Raw genomic sequence first — 17,761 nt, forward strand, 5'->3', positions numbered from 1 at the left:
TCGTGCAAATCAGTATTTCCCATTTATGAAGTTTAGTATTCTTTTTTCTTTTCTGCTGCTTATTTCAAGTTCTGCTTTCTCTCAGCAGAAGCTTCTAAAACTTTGGTACAACACGCCTTCCGGTAAAACCTGGGAGAATGCGTTGCCGGTGGGTAATGGCAGGCTGGGAGGGATGGTGTATGGTAATGTGGCAGAGGAAAGGATACAGCTGAATGAAGGCACACTATGGTCTGGCGGGCCGAACAGAAATGATAATCCCGCTGCATTGGCTGCATTGCCGGAGATACGCAAACTGATTTTTGACGGAAAACAAAAAGAGGCAGAGAAGCTGGCTAACCAGGCGATTATTACAAAAAAATCGCACGGGCAAATGTTCCAGCCTGCCGGGGAGCTGCATTTGCATTTTAATGGTCAGGATCAATATGAGGATTATTACCGCGAGCTGGACATCGAGCGGGCTGTTGCCAAAACAACCTACAAAGTAGACGGCGTAACATTCACCCGCGAAGTACTGGCTTCTTTTCCCGATCAGGTGATCGTCATGCGGCTGACTGCCGACGAGCCAGGGAAGCTGAATTTTTCAGCTTCCTATTCGTCGCTGCACAAACAGCCGGAAGTGAAGGTTACCTCGGCAAAGGAATTGACGCTGGCAGCGAGGGCCGCGGATCATGAGGGGGTTCCGGGGGTAGTAAAGTTCAAAACGATTACGCGTATCAAAAACGAAGGCGGCAGTGTCTCTGCAAACGATACTGCGCTTGTGGTTAAGGATGCAAATGCGGCCGTTATCTTCATTTCGCTTGCCACGAATTTCACGAATTACCAGGTAGTGAGCGGGGATGAGAATGCTTTGGCCAAAGGTTATTTAGATAAAGCCTATACTAAATCCTGGGACGCGCTTCTGAAACAACATGTCGCGGCTTATCAGAAGTATTTTAACCGCGTAAAGCTTGACCTCGGTACCAGTGATGCTGCGAACCTGCCGATTGACGAGCGACTGAAAAACTTTCGCAATGTGAATGATCCTGCATTGGTGACACTGTATTACCAGTACGGACGTTATCTGCTGATTTCCAGCTCGCAGCCGGGCGGACAGCCTGCCAACCTGCAGGGAATCTGGAACAATAAAATGATGCCGCCCTGGGATAGTAAGTACACGATCAACATCAATGCACAGATGAATTACTGGCCGGCGGAGAAGACGAATTTGTCGGAGCTGCATGAGCCTTTTCTTAAGATGGTGAGCGAATTGTCGGAGACTGGTCAGGAAACGGCGAGGGTCATGTACGGCGCGCGGGGCTGGATGGCGCATCACAACACGGATATCTGGCGGGCAACCGGCGCGATCGACGGGGCGTTCTGGGGTATGTGGATCGCGGGCGGCGGTTGGACGAGCCAGCATTTGTGGGAGCATTACCTGTATACCGGCGATAAAAAGTTTCTCGCCAAGATTTACCCGATCCTGAAAGGTTCGGCTATGTTTTACACCGATTACCTGATCGAACATCCGAAATACCACCGGCTGGTGACCAACCCGGGCAGCTCGCCAGAGAATGCACCCGCAGCGCATGAAGGCTCTTCGCTGGATGCGGGTACCACAATGGACAATCAGATCGCATTTGATGTGTTCAGCTCCGCTATTAAAGCGGCGGAGATCCTGAAAAAAGATGCTGCATTCACCGATACACTTCGCCAGAAGCGCAAGCAGCTGCCTCCGATGCACGTAGGCCAGTACGGTCAGTTGCAGGAGTGGCTCGACGATGTGGACGATCCTAAGGATGATCACCGCCACGTGTCGCATTTGTACGGATTGTTCCCGGCGACACAGATTTCAGCGTACCGTACCCCCGAACTTTTTGCTGCCGCGCGCACCACATTGACGCACCGGGGCGACGTATCCACCGGTTGGAGCATGGGCTGGAAAGTGAACTGGTGGGCGAGGTTACAGGATGGAAATCATGCATTTAAGTTGATCCAGGACCAATTGACACCACCGAGCAATCGCGGCGGAGGAACTTACAATAACCTTTTCGATGCACACCCGCCGTTTCAGATCGATGGAAATTTCGGCTGTACTTCCGGGATTACGGAAATGCTCATGCAAAGTGCCGACGGTGCGGTTCACTTGCTGCCTGCTTTGCCAGATGTCTGGAAGGAAGGCAGCATAGGCGGGCTGCTGGCGCGGGGCGGTTTTGAGCTGGTCAGCATGCAATGGAGCGGGTCGAAACTGACGAAAGTGGAAATCCGCTCGAAGCTGGGTGGTAACCTCCGGTTGCGGGTTCCCAATGCATTGAAACTCGCAGACGGAACATTGAAAGAGGCTTCCGGAGAGAATACGAATGCATTTTACCAAACCGAAAAAACAGCGCCGCCGGTTATTTCTCCAAAAGCAAACAAGGAACCATCTACATTGAAAGAAACACTGCTCTACGATTTGCCGACGAGGCCGGGAAAAGTGTATTCGTTTATAGCCCAATAACCCCTTTTTACCTGCTGATCAATATGTACAGGCTTTTTCTCAGGACTGTCTTTACCTGCTTTTGCCTTGCGGCATTGCAAGCCGCTTCGGCGCAGTCCATTACTTTGGTGAATCCGATACTGACCGGCTTTTATCCCGACCCGAGTGTGGTACAGGTCGGCAAGGATTATTATCTGGTAAATTCAACGTTCTCTTATTTCCCAGGTATCCCTGTTTTTCATAGCCAGGACCTTAAAAACTGGAAGCAGATCGGTAATGTGATTGACCGGCCGGCGCAAATGGATTTCATGGGAGAGAAGCTGACGCGCGGACTTTTCGCGCCAGCGATCAGCTATCATAACGGCACCTTTTACGTCACCTGCACCGACATTGACCATGACGGGAATTTTGTAGTAACTGCTAAAAACCCGGCTGGCCCGTGGAGCGATCCGGTACGCATTCCGCAAGTCCGCGGGATTGATCCCTCGCTGTTTTTTGATGAGGATAATAAAGCCTATATCGTTTACAACAGCGACGCACCCGACCACAAACCGCTGTATCCGGGACACCGCACGATCCGCATCTATGAAATGGACCCGGTGACATTGAAGGTGATCGGAGTGGAGAAGCAGCTGGTCAATGGCGGGGTGGATCTCAGTAAAAAGCCGGTCTGGATCGAGGCGCCGCACATTATGAAGCGCTTTGGCTGGTACTATCTGTATGCGGCCGAAGGCGGCACTTCTGTGGACCATACCGAGGTGGTTTTTCGCAGTAAGTCTGTCTGGGGACCTTATGTTCCTTACGAGAACAATCCCATTTTGACCCAAAAAGACCTGCCCGAAGACCGCAAACACCCGGTTACCTCCGCGGGCCACGCCCAGTTTGTGGACGGGCCGGATGGTAAAACGTACGCCATTTTTCTGGCAGTGAGACCTTATGAAGGAGATTATTACAATACAGGCCGCGAAACTTTCATTGCGCCGGTGACCTGGAAAGACGAGTGGCCGATCATTAACCCGGATACCAAAGAAATCCAGTATCAATACAAAGCTGCATTTGCAGAGGTGAAACAGCCGGGCGCACGTCCGCAGGCCGGGAATTTCAGCTATAACCTCACTTTTGAGAAATCATTGGATCCGGCATTGCTCTTCATGCGGACAGTCGACAGCAGCTCTTTTTCACTTTCTGCGAAAAACGGGCTGACGCTCAAATTGAAGCCCGAAACCATCATGGACCTGGGTAACCCTTCATTCATCGGCAAGCGCCAGCAGCATTTGTACTGCACGGCCGAAACCGAGCTGAACTTTTCGGCGCGATCGGAACAAGAGAAAGCGGGCCTGACGATTTTCCAGGACGAGCGCCATTTCTACCTGATCAGCAAATCCGTGGACCAAAACAAACCTGTGATCCAGCTTTTTAAAAGTAACCCGAAGGACAAAGGAATGGAGCTGGTTGCTCAAATGCCGCTTGCGAATGTGGCTGCGGCGGTGAAGCTGCGCATTGTGGCCGAGGGCGGAACTTACAGTTTTTACTTTTCCAAAGGTAATTCCTGGCAGCTGCTCAAAGACAAGCTCGACGCCAAGTTCCTGAGTACCAAACAAGCGGGAGGATTTATCGGCTGTTTGTTTGGCATGTACGCCACTTCATCCGGGGAACCAACCACCAACTCAGCCGCATTCAAATACCTGAAATACACCGGAAATGATCCCATGTTCGGGAAGGTTTCAAAGTAAAGTTCAGCAAGATTATCAATTGTTTCAAATTCATTTCTATCATTCAAATCATATGCAAAAGTCAGTATCCGTATTGTTCCTGTTTTTGATGCTGCTGCTCGCCGGTACGAAGTCTCACGCCCAGTCCAACTTTACCAGCAAAACCATCGGTGTGGGGGTTGTAGTAAGTGACATGGAGCGTTCTATGGAGTTTTATGTCAATGGGATCGGCATGGTGAAAACCGGCAATTTTACGATCAATGCAGAATTTGGAAAAAGGGGCGGCTTAACAGGCGGTGAAGCCGTCGAGGTCAATATTCTGAAACTGGAAAACAGCCCCGAAGGCACGGATTGGAAATTGATGAGTTTTGGTAAAAAAGCAAATCATCCCAAGTCGAAATTCATCCAGGATGACACAGGTCCGCAGTACATCACCATCCAGGTTAAATCCTTGAAGCCCATCATTGCAAGACTGAAAGCGCAGAATGTGACTTTCCTTGGAAGCACACCTACGCCGCTGACCAAGGATTCGCACTTCGTCCTGGTTCAGGATCCGGACGGCACATTTGTGGAACTGATCGGGCCTCTCGAATAATAGATCATCAATAAGCTAACTTCCAAACCCATGAAACGACTTTTATCCATTCTAATGTGCCTCGTGCTGCTGGCTGCCGCGGGCCAGGCGCAGCAGATTTCGAAGGAAATGCCCAAAGGTTACGATACGGCGCAGGCCGGGGTTGCAGCGGGGAAGATTGATACGGTTCAGTATGATTCGAAAACGGTTGGGAACAAGCGTAAAGCGCTGGTATACAAGCCGCCGGGTTTTAATAAGAAGAAAAAATACCCGGTACTATATCTTCTGCACGGCATTGGCGGCGATGAAAAAGAATGGCTGAAAGGCGGCAACCCGCAGCTGATCCTGGATAATTTGTTAGCCGAAAAGAAGATCGAACCGATGATCGTGGTGATGCCGAATGGACGCGCCATGAAAGACGACCGCGCGACGGGCAATATCATGGCGCCAGACAAAGTGGAGGCTTTTGCAACCTTCGAAAAAGATCTGCTCACCGATCTGATCCCGTTCATCGAGAAAAAGTACCCGGTACTCACCGACCGTGAACACCGCGCAATCGCTGGCTTGTCGATGGGCGGCGGGCAGTCGTTGAACTTTGGACTGGGTAACCTGGATCAATTTGCCTGGGTGGGTGGGTTTTCTTCTGCTCCTAATACCAAGAAGCCCGAGGAGCTGATGCCGAATCCGGAAGAGGCGAAAAAGAAATTGAAACTGCTCTTTATTTCTTGCGGCGATAATGATCGGCTGATCACATTCAGCAAACGCACGCATGATTACCTTTTTGAAAACAATGTGCCGCACGTGTACTACATAGAGCCGGGCGTACATGATTTTAAGGTTTGGAAGAATGGGCTGTACCTATTTTCACAGTTTTTGTTCAAACCTGTCGACGTCGCTTCTTTGCCGAAGTACACCATTCTGGGCACGCCTGCTTCTACCAATATCCGCAATGCGCAGTACCCGCAGATTTTACCTGACAACCGCGTGGTATTCCTCACCAAAGCGCCCAATGCGCAGAAAGTACAGGTGGATTTGGGTAAAAAGTATGATATGGTTAAAGATACTGCGGGCTTCTGGTCGGTTACGACGGATTCCATTGGCGAGGGTTTTCATTACTATTCCCTGCTGATCGACGGCGTCGCGCTGGCTGACCCGGCGAGTGAAACGTTTTACGGGATGGGGCGAATGGCGAGCGGCATTGAAATTCCTTTCCGTGACGGCGGGTACTATGCCATGCGCGACGTGCCGCATGGTGATATCCGCATTAAAAAGTACCTGTCGAAAGGCAGCAATACATGGCGCGAAATGTATGTGTACACCCCGCCGGGCTACGACCAGTCTACCGAAAAGTATCCCGTATTATACCTGCTGCACGGCGGCGGTGAAGACCAGCGGGGCTGGGCAATGCAGGGCAAAACGAACCTGATCCTCGACAACCTGATCGCGGAAGGAAAAGCGAAACCGATGATTATCGCGATGCTCGATGGAAACCAGGGCAGTCCGATGGGACCGGGCAGTATGGCCACGGCGGGTGATGGTTTTCTCAAAGCTTTCGAAAGTGAATTGAAACAAGGCGCCATTCCTTTTGTCGAAAGCACTTTCCGCGTGCAGGCCGACGCTGCGCACCGGGCACTGGCTGGCTTGTCGATGGGCGGGATACAAACCTTGTATGCTGGGGTTAAAAATACCGATATGTTCTCGTCGCTGGGCGTTTTCAGCTCGGGCTGGTTTGCCAATAATGATGCATTATCAGGCCCGCATTACCAGTTTGCGAGAGACAATGCGAAGACGATCAACGGCAATCTGAAAAACTTCTGGATTTCGATGGGCGGAGAGGAAGATATTGCTTACAAAAACTGCAAGATCATGCTTTCGAAATACGATGAACTCGGGATCAAGTACCAGTACAGCGAGTATCGCGGGGGACATACGTGGCCAGTGTGGCGGCACGATTTGCACGGGTTTGCGCAGGTGGTGTTTAGGTAGCAGTCGGCTTTTGGCTGTTAGCTGTTAGCTGTTAACCGTTTGCTGTTTGCCGTTTGCATTTTTTGTCGCCTGGCGGCTTGTGCGCTCAGTGTCACAGAGCATTGTACTTTAAAAAAAGCTAATAGCTAACAGCTAATAGCCTCAAACAAACCAAACTATGAAAAGATCAACAATGACCAGCAACTTACTTTGCGGACTTGGTTTCGCTTTTATGCTTTTGAACCAAAACGATGCGTTGGCGCAGAAGACTTTGAAGGAGGCTTACAAGGATTACTTCCCGGTTGGGGTGGCAGTTTCGCACCGAGGGCTGACGGGGCCGGATGCTGAGTTGATTGTTAAACAATTCAGCAGCGTTACACCCGAGAATGCAATGAAAATGGGGCCGATCCATCCCGAAGAAAACCGCTACAACTGGCAGGATGCAGACGCGATCGTGGCATTTGCAGAAAAGAATGGATTGAAAATCCGCGGGCATACGCTATGCTGGCATAACCAGACGCCCCGCTGGTTGTTTACAGATCAGGAAGGGAGACAGGTTACGAGAGAAGTACTGCTCGATCGCCTGAAGCAGCATATCAATGCAGTGGCGGGACGCTATAAAGGAAAGATCTACGCGTGGGATGTGGTGAATGAAGCTGTGCCCGATACGAGCGAAAGCATTTACCGGAAGTCCAAGTTTTACGAGATTATCGGGGAGGATTACATAGAAAAAGCATTTGAATACGCCCACGCCGCGGACCCGAATGCAAAGTTGTTTTACAATGATTATAATACCGAAAGCGCCAAGAAACGTGAAAAGATATTTCAGCTCTTAAAAAAACTGAAAGCAAAGAATGTACCTGTCCACGGCGTTGGTTTGCAAGGACACTGGTCAATTTATGAGCCGACTCAGGCGGAACTGGAAAAGTCGATCTCCCAATTTGCCAGCCTGGGACTGGAAGTTCAGATTACGGAATTGGACGTTTCCGTTCACCCGAAAGAACACGAAAGGCGCGCTAAAAAAGAGACGGACAAAGGCGAACTGACGCCCGAGATGATCACGAGACAGACCGCCCAGTACAAAATGCTGTTTGATGTTTTCAGAAAATACAAAGGCACATTAACGGGCGTCACTTTCTGGAATGTATCGGATAAAACCACCTGGCTAGACAATTTTCCGGTACCGAACCGCAAGGATTATCCATTGCTTTTTGACCAAAATTACCAGCCGAAAGCTGCATTTGAGCAGGTTGTGAATTTTTAGGTTTGTTTGTCAGACTTGTTTTTTACTTCAAAGTACATTGCCAGTTTTAAATAGGCACACTTAATTACCCCGCACAAAAAATAACCCCGACCATTCCCGGCCGGGGTTATTTTTGCTCTTTTTGTCGCGAGATCAATTCGGATCAGAATTGCTTTTCTTGTCTTTGCGCTTCTTCTTACTGCTCTTATCTGACATATCGGATGTTCCTGCATTGTTGTTTCCGGCGCTTTCAGTCAGAGTGCTTTTGTCAGCATCCACGCCGGATGTGGTCGACTGACTTCCGGTAGTGCCGGTTCCCTGCGTATTGCTGTTGCTTTGCGTGGCGGGATTGGTATTGAAAGGGCTGCCATTCTGCTGTCCTGTGGGATTGATGGCGTTGTTTGTAGTGCTGTTGTTCTGAGTTCCCGTCGCAGCGTTGTCCTGCGTGCTGCTGTTGCTCTGCGTCGCCGGAATGTTGTCCTGGTTAGTATTACGCTGTCCGGTAGGATTGATGGCGTTATTAGTAGTGCTGTTGTTTTGCGTTCCCGAAGTGGAGCTTCCCTGCTGGGTTGTGGTGCTGGTTCCCTGTTTCGGCGTAGTCTGATTGGTTGTGCTTTGTGCGTAAAGCGTTCCGCCTGCTAAGAGCATTAATGCGGCGATTCCTGTTGTTAACTTCTTCATGATAAGTATGATGTTGATGAATACATAAGCCTTATCAATTACCGTTCCAGCAGTACTTCCCCACTTTTCAGATTGCCGGAAAGCGCATATAAGTGTTGAAATGCATGATCAAGGACGAATCAAGGAGGGGCAACTGGGTTGACGCGGTTGCCCCTTTGCTTTGATACCTGACTGCGGTTTACTTCACGAGTGTTGCTTCCAACTCCACGCAGAGCGTTTCAAAAAGTGTTTTTACTTCGACTACCGTTGAAACTTGCTTGATTTCATTCTTGGCGATCCACGCTGCGAATGTGTCGAAAACCGAGAAAAATTCGGGGTGGTTAGTTGTGTATACATTCAGGCGCGCGATGTTTTTGAGTTCGTATCCGGCCTGGCTTACTACCTGTTCGAGATTGTGGATAGCCAGGAGCAGCTGGGTGCGCATATCTGCATCGCTCGATGTTCCGTCGGGGTGCACTGCTGCCTGTCCTGCGCAGTATAAGGTGCTTTCAGCGTGCTTTACTTCCACGCCCTGGTTGTAGGAGCGTTCGTCCTGCCATTTCCAAGGGTTAATGATCGTTTTTTCCATTTTAAAGCTTGTTTGATTTCCGGTGCAAACCTAGCGATCACATCGAAAACCATCCCGTGACCTACATCACGACTTTGGTGTGCGGTAAGTCACATTACAGGTCCAGCCTGCTGAGCGTCTCGCGAGAAACACCCAGGTAAGCAGCAAGTTGCGTCTTGGGGAGGCGCTGCAGCAATGCAGGATGCTTTTGGACAAACTGCTGATAGCGCTCCTGGGCGCTGGACGTCATTAAAGAAAGAATACGGCGCTGGCCCGCAAGAAAGCCGGCCATTACTTTTTCCAGAAAAAAATGATCAATCTTGGGCAGACCGGCGCGTAATGCATTGAAATTGTCCAGCGACAAACACAATGCTTCCGTATCTTCAAGACACTCCATGGAAAGCGTGGCCTTTGTGCGATTGTAATAGGCTTCAAAATCATTGTCCCACCAATCTTCCATCGCGAAGGCGAGAATGTACTGTTTGTCGGTTTCTTCGTCAGTATACACCAGCTTCGTAAGCCCCGAAAGCAAAAAATAGTTATATGGTACCAGCTCTCCCTTCTGCACCATAAACTGGTGCTTTTTAAACTTACGGTAAACAAAATGCTTCTCAACGAATGCAAATTCCTCGTCCGTCAAGGGCAGCAGCTTTTCGATATGCTGCCGCAGCGATTGAGCTACCCACATTTTTTCGCCAGCCTCGCTGTTATCCTTCATTTATGTATATTGGTTGAAAGTTTAATGCGCGGTAATATGGAAGATTTACCTATAAAAAACTATAAATCTGCACTGGGACCTGAGCTGTCCGTTTCAATGTCGGGTTTGCTGATGATCATCAGCATATTGGTGATTTCGAAAGGAAGCTGGGCGGGTTTTGTGGTCGTAGCGGTTATCGCTGCATTCTTTCTGCACTTGTTTTTCAACACTTATTATCAAATCAAAGGAGATCAGATCAGGATCAGATCCGGGTTTCTGATGGATAAAACAATACCTGTCAAATCAATTACTAAAATCTCGGAAACGAAAAGCTTGCTGAGTGCTCCTGCTCTGTCTCAAAACAGATTAGAATTAAGATATAACCGGTTTGACCGCCTTATCATCTCGCCCAAAGACAGGACCGCTTTCATCGCCGATCTTCTCAGGATTTCAGAACATATTGATGTTCAAGTTCCGTAGCCCGCAAAACAACATTCCTGATTCTGATATAAGACCTTCTTCTGTTTTGATATAATGCTAAGATGCCAGTGGCGGAGGGAAAGCAAATTTTGTGGAAGTCAGGAAAGGCCGGCAATCTCAGAATGTGACAAAAGTATCCACGGCATTGAATTTGGGGGATAGAATTGTTACCAATCCGAGAAACGATTTAAAAATGGAGCAGCAATCTAAAAAACCGAACCCAAACGATCATCTCGCCAACGAGCGCACATTTCTGGCTTGGGTCCGCACCAGTATCGGCATCATGGGTTTTGGCTTTGTAGTAGTCAAATTTTCGCTTTTTGTCCGGCAGATTACCGCTGTGCTGGGGCACCAGGCTGAGGCTCCATCTACGGGTTACTCTCCGGTAATCGGGATTCTCCTGGTCGGCTTGGGTGCTGTGGCTACCTTGTTCTCTTATGTGCGGTACCACAGCACCAAGCGACAGCTGGAAGCAGGGCAATACTACCAATCGTCCCTTCTGATCCAGTTGATGACCGGCGTAATTTTCCTGGTGAGCGTGCTTTTAATATTTTACCTGGCAAAAAGTATTTAGCAGGTTCTTGTTATACACTCAGAAGGTCCAGGTTGCCTACTTCTCTTCGTGAAAGTTGAAAAGCACCTTGTCGTCTGTATCAATCCTCAGCATGTCCAGGCATTTGACACCATATTCATTTACAAAAGGCTCACAAGCAAACTTGGCTTTGAACAAGGTTCTCGAATCAAAGTCTTTCTGCGTCAGCGCTTTCTTTGTTTCGCTGCCATAATTGATCACCCAACGGTCGGTTCCGGTTACCGGGTGGAGCTCGATCGTCTTGTATGTGACATTGTTGCTGAGCGTCGTTTCACCTACTACCACTGTGCCTTTTGTCTCTGTCCACACCTGGCGCGTTTCGCCTGCCGAAGATGTCGCTTTGAGGTACAGCAATGCGGTATATGTACCATCTTCATTGAAATCATAAAACATATAGCTGCCGCCCGCACCGTCTTTGTAGGTTGAATTGTAGGAATCGTAAAAGTTGGTCGCAGACAAAATTCCAAATTGCCAGTACTTGGTAGGGGATATCAGCTCGGCCGGAACGGGTGTCCGGGGTGAATTGCCGTAATCGACAGACCCGCCGTCCGGCCCCAGGTCCGAATCTTTTTGCTTGCAGCTGACAGCAGATAATAATAGAAGAAGACTTAAAATGGATACTGAAATTTTCATGGCTATAATAAAAATGAATTTTCACATTGAATTAGATTCGAAACTTGCTGTATTAAACTCCACAGCATGCGTCGCGAAGGTGATCAGGGCAAAGTGATATCAAACTCCCCGCTGAATGAATTGGGCGACGGGTTGCATTCATCTTCGCTGTGCGCATCCAGCAATGCGCCGGTGAAAGTGCCCTTAGCGCGCTTGCCTGCCACATATTCGTCGATCTTAATCTGTCCCGTCGTAGAGTAGTAGCCGGATTCGGCCGGGCAGATTTTGGCAAAATAGTTATTGAACAGCTTGCCGTTAATCTTGTATTCCACCTGGCTCACTCCATGGTAGTCGGCCATATCTTGTTTGTAAGGGTACGTTCCGGCTCCTGATCCATAAACGCTCAGCGAGAGATAATCGGCTCCCGAAGAGCCTGCATTGACGGTGATCGACGAAATGGACCCGAGTTTTCCCTCCGAAAACCTTGCGTCGCTGTAAACTCTGGTCACCCCGTTAAATGTAAGTTTCAGCGTCGTTTTCCCGGAAGCGGGTTCGTCATTTTGCTGACAGGCGAACAGGCTCAGCAAGGCGAGCGTAATCAGATTAAATGTAATTTTCATGGCTAATAAATGATTTGTGATTTATGCCGCAAAAGTACCATCAGCTCCAACACAGCGCATTCACATAAAGATGTGATATTATCCAACCGCAAATTGAATTCACACGAACATGTGAGTGGCAATATTTTGACGGACACGTACATTTGCCCCATGGCATCTAATATCCTCATTTACGAAGACAACCGGCAGCTACGCGAAGGACTGGAACTGCTGATCGCCGGAACAGCCGGTTACCATGTTTCGGCTGCATTCCCGCATTATGGCAACATCGTCGAAGATGTGAAAACGCACGATCCGGACCTGATCCTGATGGACATCGATATGCCCCCGCACAGTGGTATCGAAGGTTTGAAGCAGCTCAGGGCAGCCCGGCTCTCCAATAAAGTGGTCATGCTGACGGTTTTTGACGATAATGAGCACGTATTCGAGGCAATACAGGCAGGTGCGGAAGGGTATATCCTGAAAAAAACGCCTCCCGGCAAACTGATTGAATTCCTGGGCGACGCATTGAACGGAGGCGCGCCGATGACGTCCTCCATTGCGATCCAGGTACTCAGGATGGTATCCGGCGCGCATCGCGGACCGAAGCAGGACTTTGAGCTTTCTGCAAGGGAGCAGGATGTGCTTGAGTTGCTGGTGGAGGGTTACAGCTACAAGCTCATCGCCGACAAATTGTTCATTTCACTGGATACCGTGCGGTCGCATATCAAGAAAATTTACGAAAAGCTGCAAGTCAATTCGAAAAGCGAGGCGGTAGCGAAGGCTTTGAAAAACCGGTAGCAATCAGAAGTTCAGCCGAATGCCTTTGCTCCGGCTCCGCAGACTGGTATTTAGTGGAAACCTCAGCATTACATCCGTGCCGTTTTCAGGGGATGAAGCGATTGTCAAATTGCCCGCCAGGGTTCCTGCCCGCTTTTTCATGTTGGAAAGACCGTTTCCGTCGGTGGCCGAGGTCACGTCGAAACCCACCCCATTATCTGTCACCCGCAATTCTATCATCCCATTCCGGTAATGCAGGCCGATCGCCACCTGCGTTGCATGCGCGTATTTGGAAATGTTGTTCAGTGCTTCTTTGTAAACCAGGAAGAGGTTGCGCCGGTCGTCCATCCGCAGTTTCAGCATCCGGTCATTTTCAGTATTGTCAAAGGTAAATGCAATTCCCTGCGGCTCGAAAACTGTCGCGGCATATTCCCGCATACGGGCTACTATCCGGTGCAGATAATCATTGTCAGGCTTGATGCTCCAAACAATATCGTCCATTGCATCCATCATCAGGCTGCTGCTGGTGCTGATCCGGCCCACATATTCCTTTTCACGCTCCTGAGCCGGCAGCAATGTATTTGAAACGACTTCACTCAAAATGGAGATCGATGTCAGGTTTGAGCCCATATCATCGTGCAGGTCACGTGCAACACCTTCCCTGATTTTTTGGATGGCGAGAATGCGTTTGAGACGCAGTATATAAAAAATGTAAAATGGCAATACTGCCGCCAGGACCAAAAGTGCAGTAAACCACCAGGTTTGCCAGAATGCGGGCTTAATGCGGATCGGCAGCTTTGTAATATGTGGAGAAAAAAGTCCGTCCTTATTCTGAGCCCGTACATTGAAAACATACTCACCCGGTTCCAGGGACGCAAAAGTGGCCGAGAAATTGTTTTCAGACCTGATCCAGTTGGTACCTGCTCCTTCGAGCCGATAATAGTAGGTGGGTTGCGGCTCGCTGCCGTACGCAAACCCTGAAAACGTGATCGTGATGAAATTCTGATCGTGATCCAGGATTACCTTCCCGGCTTTTTTGAGCGAGTCTAGTGGGAGGAACTGATTGAAGAGCTTAAAATCGGTAATCGTAACATCCGGTGCCGGTCGCGCGGAAACCATTTTGGCAGGATCAAAAATGACAAAGTTCTTTTCCGCACAAAATGCAAGCCTGCCGTCGGGCAACTTCGTAGAAGTGAACATGATATTTCCATAATTGGACATATTCGCCAGCCCGAGGCTATGGTCAAGCAAGTGAACCTGTCCCGTTTTCAGGTTCATTCTGCAAATGCCGGAAACAGTCGAAAGCCAAAGCTGCCCCTGCGCATCCTGCTGCACAGACGTAACCACGCCTGCCGGAAATCCATTGTACATATTCAGATTTCGTGCTCTTCCCGTTTTTAGGTTTAATAAATCAAAATTGGCGGTAGTTACCACCGCGAGCGTGCTGTCGTCGATCGGCAGTAAGTCTGAAACCCGGTCGGTTGTAGTTCCATTCCGGCTGCTGTTGTAATGCTTTTCTACACGCTTTGTGATGGTGTTATATTGATAGATACCTTGCCCGTCCGTCGCAATCCAGAGAATTCCTTTCCCGTCATTATACAGCTTTACAATAGGGTGGTCAAAATCTGCGATCTGCTGATAGCCGGTTCCGGTTTGCCTGATCAGTAACCCTGTGTGCGTTCCAAACCAAAGATCGCCTTCGGCACCCGCCGTAATTGACCGGATAGTAGCCTGCTTAAAGATGGCCGGATTGGTGAATGTGGAGCGGTTTCTCTGCCGGTCGAAATAAATCAGCCGCCCGTGCTGGCAGCCCAGAACCAGCATTCTGGAAAGGGGATCTTCAAAGATGTTCCATACAAATTTGTACCAATTATCCGCTGGCGGCACGCCCCGGTAAATGGCCTTCATCATTGCATCGTCTTGCCTTAACCGGAGCTGCGCATCGTATTGCAACGCCGTCACACCGCTTCCCCAGCTGCTAAAAACCAGTCTGTTATCGTGCAATGCTTTCACGCTCGTCAGGTTTGCGCCTTTCAGGTTGGTAATAGTGCCGTTTCGGACGTGATTTCCCAGGATAGCCATCGTATACAGACCATTGTCGGTAGCCAGCCACAAATTCTTGTCGCGGTCTTCGAAAATCTGACGGATCTGTTTGGCATTGATCCCGAAGTCTGCGTTCGAAGGGTCATAAAAAGATTCGAAACCCGCGTCTTCATCTTCTAACATATTGAAGATATCTATCCCTAACGCCCAGATAATCCCCTGCTTTTCCTCAAAAGATGTTATTTCAAAATAATTGGAATGCGACGCGGGCTGGCACTGCAATGGTTTCGCTTTCGGCTGCATTGGATCGATCAGGAAAATGCTCCCCGACGAAGCCTGCTCCGGCCAGTTGTGAATGATCAGCCGGCCCCGGCTATCAAGCAGGAAGTTGGTAATGCCCTGTATGAATGCTGCCTTTCTGAGTGTTGGTTGAAATTCAGACACGTCAGCCGCGGCGAAGTAACGCTTTTTGTCGGCACTGAATACCCCTAAACCACTGGTCGACCCGATCCAGATATTGCCAGCCGCGTCGCTCTGCAATGCAGTTGGTTTTAATGTTTCCGGGTAGTCAATTACAGCAGGGTTGACTTCAAAAGCATTTTTAACATGATTGTAGACGAGGATTTTCTCCCCGTAAATCATCAGAAAAATGTTCCCTTTCCGGTCGCGTCTCAGCTTGTAAGCATATTTGGATGATTGCGGCCCACCCGCAGGCACCGACGTAGCCTGGAATGTAAATCTCTCGGTGTCAAACCTTCCGATCTGAGTTCCCAGGCGAATGAGCAATTGCTTTCCATTGCCGATACTGAGCAGCTCATCTACCGGAAGCGGCGGGATCCTGTCGGGCCCGTCGACCCGGAACTGGTGGAAACTGTTGCCGTCAAACCGGTGCAGGCCATTCGGCGTACCAACCCACATATAGCCGTCGGACGTTTGAGCGACACAATGGATAAAGTTTGTCCGGAGCCCGCCATCTGCATTCACCCGGCTGAAATGGACTTCAAAAGCGAGGGCAGGGGGGCCTTGCGTGAAGAGCAGGGCACTTAAAAGCAGGATCCACGCAAAGGCTTGTTTTAGATAGAATATCATTTTGCGAGTAGAGGCAATGAAAAGCAGGAACTGTTGAGCGGTTTTAGTCCCGCAAAATTACAACAGTGATTAGGAAGTATCACGCTGATTCGGCAAGGACCTTTTTCGCGAGCAGAACCAGTATTCTTCACGGGCGTGCAGTTCAGGTTCGTTCAGGTGGGACTTACCACATCGGGCAATTATTGATATTGCGAGATCGCGGTTAATAAGAAGTGGATAGCCTCGTATTGCCAGAAACAAATCGGGTGATTATAATAGGCGAAATTTCAATCGGTATAAATTAAGACGATATTATTACAAATGACTTTTAACAGTGACATTCTTAACAAAATAGAACAGGATCAGGCAATTGCGCAATTGAAACAATCGGGAAAGGAATTCATGGTTCTTTTTGAAAATAGCCTGCTATCCATGGAAATATATAAGCCTGATTTAATCGACAAACAATCGCCGCACGACCGGGACGAGTTTTACATCGTTATTTCTGGTACGGGAAAATTCACATTCCGCGATCAAACGACCACTTTCAAGCCGGGCGACTTTCTTTATGTACCCGCATTCGCCGAACACAGATTCATAGATTTCACTGATGATTTTATCTGCTGGGTATTTTTCGTTGGCGATAAAGTAATGCGGTGAAACCGGATCGGGATGTTTAATGTACTTACAGCCAATGCTATTCAGGTTGCAAACGGAGCAGAATACGAATGGAATAAAGATGCGCAGCATGATCCATTTGCATTCCTGAATGGCTTGGTGGATTAATCAGATCTTCAAACGCGTTCTGCTACTTTACGAAAGATCTCAGATACTCCAAACCTGTGGTCCAGGTGAGATTTTCGTACTGTTTATTGCGTAACCGTTTGTGCTGGGTCGAAAACATGGAATACATGTATTGCGCCTGCTGCCATTTCGCGTACAATTCGTGTTCTCCGGCAGGGTTATCAGCTCTTTGCTTTTTGATAAACTGAGCAAATTCTTCCAGGCTTGACAGCTGTTGCAGCCTGAATTCCTGACCTGTTATCTCTTTTACGTCCGCCCATAACATGGCAGGACTTATCTGAAAGCTTGCAATCTGTAAGTCTCTTGCTGCATTATCATCCAGAGCTACTTCGGCTGTAAATGCAGCGGTATCATCCATTGTGGTGAAGTCCAGTTTCCAATCAACTTTCTCTCCCCAGTAAGCGATGCTTTTATCTTTTAGGTTTAATACTGGCGTATTGTATTTTAATATGTCAGCAAAGGCGCCATTGAAAATAGAAGAAGCTTTAATGTCGGTGCTATCAATGTAGCTTTTGAAATCTCGTCTTAGATCAAAGTTCCTGTTTTCTCCCGGTACCAGATCATTGTAATCCGTGCAAAAATCGGACGGGATAAATCTCGGAACACCTGCCTGCAAGGCACCATCCAGGATCCGTTTTTGCAGATCTACAATTACATCGCCCAGACCAGCCAATGCGGAAACCACACAGTGAATGCCCGCACAAGCTTTTGCGATTTCATCTACATTGTCCAGGTTCGCTTCAATGATCTTAACACCTGCTTCTTGAAGTGTTTTTATTTTTTCAGGATCAGTGGAATGCCGCACAAGGGCAATCACATCTGCATCTCTTTTGACCAATTCCTTACAAATTCGGTTCCCTAAATTCCCCGTAGCGCCAGCTACTAAAATTGCTTTTTTCATCATTTGGT

At 48.8% G+C, this 17,761-nt stretch carries 16 protein-coding genes; 9 read left to right on the forward strand and 7 right to left on the reverse strand.

The window, feature by feature from the left end; genetic code table 11:
- Positions 1 to 25: 25 nt before the first annotated feature.
- The 5 genes from Q369_RS0122415 (at position 26) to Q369_RS0122435 (ending at position 7,970) form a co-directional block, all read left to right on the forward strand.
- Positions 26 to 2,476: a glycoside hydrolase family 95 protein gene (locus Q369_RS0122415; RefSeq protein ID WP_031529970.1), complete on the forward strand. Its 2,451-nt coding sequence runs from the start codon at positions 26 to 28 to the stop codon at positions 2,474 to 2,476.
- 23 nt (positions 2,477 to 2,499) lie between these two features.
- A complete protein-coding gene (locus tag Q369_RS0122420) occupies positions 2,500 to 4,188 on the forward strand; it encodes a glycoside hydrolase family 43 protein (protein WP_031529971.1) in 1,689 nt (562 codons plus the stop codon).
- Positions 4,189 to 4,276: 88 nt separating this feature from the next.
- Entirely contained in the window at positions 4,277 to 4,762 is a 486-nt protein-coding gene (locus tag Q369_RS0122425; RefSeq protein ID WP_374754362.1) for a VOC family protein, read from the forward strand.
- A gap of 30 nt (positions 4,763 to 4,792) precedes the next feature.
- Entirely contained in the window at positions 4,793 to 6,727 is a 1,935-nt protein-coding gene (locus Q369_RS0122430; RefSeq protein ID WP_031529973.1) for an alpha/beta hydrolase-fold protein, read from the forward strand.
- A 211-nt stretch (positions 6,728 to 6,938) separates the two neighbouring features.
- A complete protein-coding gene (locus tag Q369_RS0122435) occupies positions 6,939 to 7,970 on the forward strand; it encodes an endo-1,4-beta-xylanase (RefSeq protein ID WP_229206944.1) in 1,032 nt (343 codons plus the stop codon).
- Positions 7,971 to 8,102: 132 nt separating this feature from the next.
- Here the strand turns inward: Q369_RS0122435 and Q369_RS0122440 are convergent, their stop codons facing one another.
- From Q369_RS0122440 to Q369_RS0122450, 3 genes are all read right to left on the reverse strand, one after another.
- A complete protein-coding gene (locus tag Q369_RS0122440; protein WP_031529975.1) occupies positions 8,103 to 8,630 on the reverse strand; it encodes a hypothetical protein in 528 nt (175 codons plus the stop codon).
- Positions 8,631 to 8,808: 178 nt separating this feature from the next.
- Positions 8,809 to 9,198, reverse strand: a complete 390-nt coding sequence (locus Q369_RS0122445; RefSeq protein WP_031529976.1) for a RidA family protein — start codon at positions 9,196 to 9,198, stop codon at positions 8,809 to 8,811.
- Between the two features lie 94 nt (positions 9,199 to 9,292).
- Positions 9,293 to 9,895, reverse strand: a complete 603-nt coding sequence (locus Q369_RS0122450; RefSeq protein WP_229206923.1) for a Crp/Fnr family transcriptional regulator — start codon at positions 9,893 to 9,895, stop codon at positions 9,293 to 9,295.
- A gap of 36 nt (positions 9,896 to 9,931) precedes the next feature.
- Between Q369_RS0122450 and Q369_RS0122455 the strand changes: the two genes are divergently transcribed.
- Together Q369_RS0122455 and Q369_RS0122460 are read left to right on the forward strand one after the other, a co-directional pair.
- Positions 9,932 to 10,354 carry a PH domain-containing protein gene (locus tag Q369_RS0122455; protein WP_169739282.1) on the forward strand — a complete coding sequence of 141 codons (423 nt, stop codon included), beginning with the start codon at positions 9,932 to 9,934 and terminating at the stop codon, positions 10,352 to 10,354.
- A 91-nt stretch (positions 10,355 to 10,445) separates the two neighbouring features.
- Entirely contained in the window at positions 10,446 to 10,928 is a 483-nt protein-coding gene (locus Q369_RS0122460; RefSeq protein WP_229206924.1) for a YidH family protein, read from the forward strand.
- 36 nt (positions 10,929 to 10,964) lie between these two features.
- On the opposite strand, the gene Q369_RS0122465 is transcribed toward Q369_RS0122460, so the two are convergent.
- Together Q369_RS0122465 and Q369_RS0122470 are read right to left on the reverse strand one after the other, a co-directional pair.
- Positions 10,965 to 11,579, reverse strand: coding sequence for a hypothetical protein (locus tag Q369_RS0122465; RefSeq protein WP_031529980.1), 615 nt, complete (start codon positions 11,577 to 11,579; stop codon positions 10,965 to 10,967).
- An 83-nt stretch (positions 11,580 to 11,662) separates the two neighbouring features.
- Positions 11,663 to 12,178 (reverse strand): hypothetical protein, encoded by a 516-nt coding sequence (locus Q369_RS0122470; protein WP_031529981.1) that lies wholly within the window; start codon positions 12,176 to 12,178, stop codon positions 11,663 to 11,665.
- Positions 12,179 to 12,328: 150 nt separating this feature from the next.
- Between Q369_RS0122470 and Q369_RS0122475 the strand changes: the two genes are divergently transcribed.
- A complete protein-coding gene (locus Q369_RS0122475; protein WP_031529982.1) occupies positions 12,329 to 12,958 on the forward strand; it encodes a response regulator in 630 nt (209 codons plus the stop codon).
- 3 nt (positions 12,959 to 12,961) lie between these two features.
- Here Q369_RS0122475 and Q369_RS28025 read toward each other — a convergent pair whose 3' ends face one another.
- Positions 12,962 to 16,069 carry a sensor histidine kinase gene (locus tag Q369_RS28025; RefSeq protein WP_035333768.1) on the reverse strand — a complete coding sequence of 1,036 codons (3,108 nt, stop codon included), beginning with the start codon at positions 16,067 to 16,069 and terminating at the stop codon, positions 12,962 to 12,964.
- 300 nt (positions 16,070 to 16,369) lie between these two features.
- Between Q369_RS28025 and Q369_RS0122485 the strand changes: the two genes are divergently transcribed.
- A complete protein-coding gene (locus Q369_RS0122485) occupies positions 16,370 to 16,708 on the forward strand; it encodes a cupin domain-containing protein (protein WP_031529984.1) in 339 nt (112 codons plus the stop codon).
- Between the two features lie 148 nt (positions 16,709 to 16,856).
- Here Q369_RS0122485 and Q369_RS0122495 read toward each other — a convergent pair whose 3' ends face one another.
- Positions 16,857 to 17,756 carry an NmrA family NAD(P)-binding protein gene (locus Q369_RS0122495; protein WP_229206925.1) on the reverse strand — a complete coding sequence of 300 codons (900 nt, stop codon included), beginning with the start codon at positions 17,754 to 17,756 and terminating at the stop codon, positions 16,857 to 16,859.
- Positions 17,757 to 17,761: the final 5 nt, after the last annotated feature.

Origin of the sequence: Dyadobacter crusticola DSM 16708, from assembly GCF_000701505.1 — a bacterium.
GTDB classification, from domain to species: domain Bacteria; phylum Bacteroidota; class Bacteroidia; order Cytophagales; family Spirosomataceae; genus Dyadobacter; species Dyadobacter crusticola.